Source organism: Tepidimonas sp. (assembly GCF_036824975.1).
GTDB lineage: Bacteria > Pseudomonadota > Gammaproteobacteria > Burkholderiales > Burkholderiaceae_C > Tepidimonas.
Map to the genome: position 1 here is coordinate 1 of NZ_DAISZC010000133.1, position 1,635 is coordinate 1,635.

A 1,635-nucleotide genomic window follows, 5' to 3' on the forward strand; every position below is an offset into this window, starting at 1 on the left:
ATCCGGCCCGGGATTTCGTCGCCGTAGCGGGCTTGGCCACCTTCGTCAACGCGCTGGCCCTGTCGGGTGCAACGCCCGCCAGCGGCTACCGCGACTTCGTGGCCTGGGTGCGCCAGCAAGGCGGGCGCGCCGGCATTGGGATTCCGGCGCCGGCGTCGGTGCCCCAGTTTTTGGTGCAAACGCTGGCGCAGCGTGAGCGGCTCGAACTCACACCCGTGCCGTACCGTGGCAGCGCGCCGATGATGGCCGACATGTTGGGCAACCAGATCCCGGCGGGTATCGGCTCGGTGCCGGACTTCATCGAAAACCACCGGGCGGGCAAGCTGCGCATCGCAGCGGTGATGGGCCGCACCCGCCAAGCGCTGCTGCCCGAGGTACCCACCTTCGCCGAGCTGGGCATCGCGGGCTTCGAGGAGGTCCCGTACTACGGTCTGTTCGCTCCCGCGGGTACCCCGGCGGCGGAGCGCGAACGCATCGCGGCCGCGCTGACCAAAGTGTTGGCGCAGCCCGCCGTGCGTGAGCGCCTGACCGCGATGGGCCTGACGGTGGAGCCGATGAGCGGCGAGCAGCTGGCGCAACGCGAACGCGCCTACACGGCGGTGTGGGCGCGCATCATCCGCGACAGCGGTTTTCAGCCTCAGTAGGGTTGCGGCAACTCGGCTCGCCGCGCCTGTGCTGCGGTGGGGTGGATCACCCGCCTGGTGGGTGTCCCGCTGCCCCTCGGGCCAGCCACATCCCTTCTCCCCGTGGATGAGCCATACACCCTGTCAGCGGCAGCAGCACATCCTAGGGCGTGCCGCCTGGGCTGAGCGGCAAGCGCGTTGGGGTTGGGCACCGTCAACGGGGCGCGTCAGTCCCCCAAAAAACCGCCGGCGCGGCACGTCAGCACCAGCGTGTCGCGCCAGCCCAGCTCGCCCTCCTGCAGCGGCTGGATGGGCGTGGTTTCGTGGATCACGCGCTGGTCATCCAGCAACAGCACCGACCAGGGTTCGGACAGCGTAAAGCGCTGCCCGCGCGGTCCGTCGGCTTCGAACACGCGGCTTTCGCCCCCCTTGATGCGGTGCCGCTGCAGCAGGAACACCGCCACCAGATCGACACCGTCGCGGTGCGCCCCTTCGGGGGTGGGACGGCCGATACCGCCGGTGGTGTCGATGCGGAACGGATGCGCCTCCACGTACCAGGGTTGCGCCCCACGCAGGCTAGAGGCTACCGCCGCCGTGCGCTGCAGCAGGCGTGTCCACGCCGGCGCCTCCAGCAGGGCCGGCGTCAGCGGCGCAAACCAGCGCCGCATGCCGCCGTGCAGCGCGTTGTACTCCAGCGGTTGGTAGTGGGCGCGGTCGGGCACTCGCCGCACCGCATCTCCCTCCACAACGAAGCAGCCGTGGCGCCGACGCCGGTAGCGGCCGCCATCCTTCAGATACCGGTCGGGAGGTAAATCATTCCAGGCAGGCTGCAGCGCCTGCAAGTCTTGCAGGGACAAGCTCAGCCAATCGCATACCGCCGTCGACCCCAGCACCGCAAAGCCGTGCCGCTGCAAGGTCGACAGCAGCGCATCCACCCCCACCGCGGGCGCAGCAATCGTCACCGTCATGATGCTCGAGAGTGTAGCCGGGCGTCGGCCGTCCCGCGCCGCAT

The 1,635-nt window shown here is 69.9% G+C and carries 2 protein-coding genes; one reads left to right on the forward strand and one right to left on the reverse strand.

The window, feature by feature from the left end; translation table 11 throughout:
• The coding region (locus tag V7Z54_RS09940) for a tripartite tricarboxylate transporter substrate-binding protein (RefSeq protein WP_334136263.1) at window positions 1-644 on the forward strand (644 nt) is incomplete at its 5' end.
• 206 nt (window positions 645-850) lie between these two features.
• Here the strand turns inward: V7Z54_RS09940 and V7Z54_RS09945 are convergent.
• The gene (locus tag V7Z54_RS09945) at window positions 851-1,594 is read right to left on the reverse strand and encodes a 2OG-Fe dioxygenase family protein (RefSeq protein ID WP_443082474.1); all 744 of its coding nucleotides are present in this window, start codon (window positions 1,592-1,594) and stop codon (window positions 851-853) included.
• Window positions 1,595-1,635 lie beyond the last annotated feature (41 nt).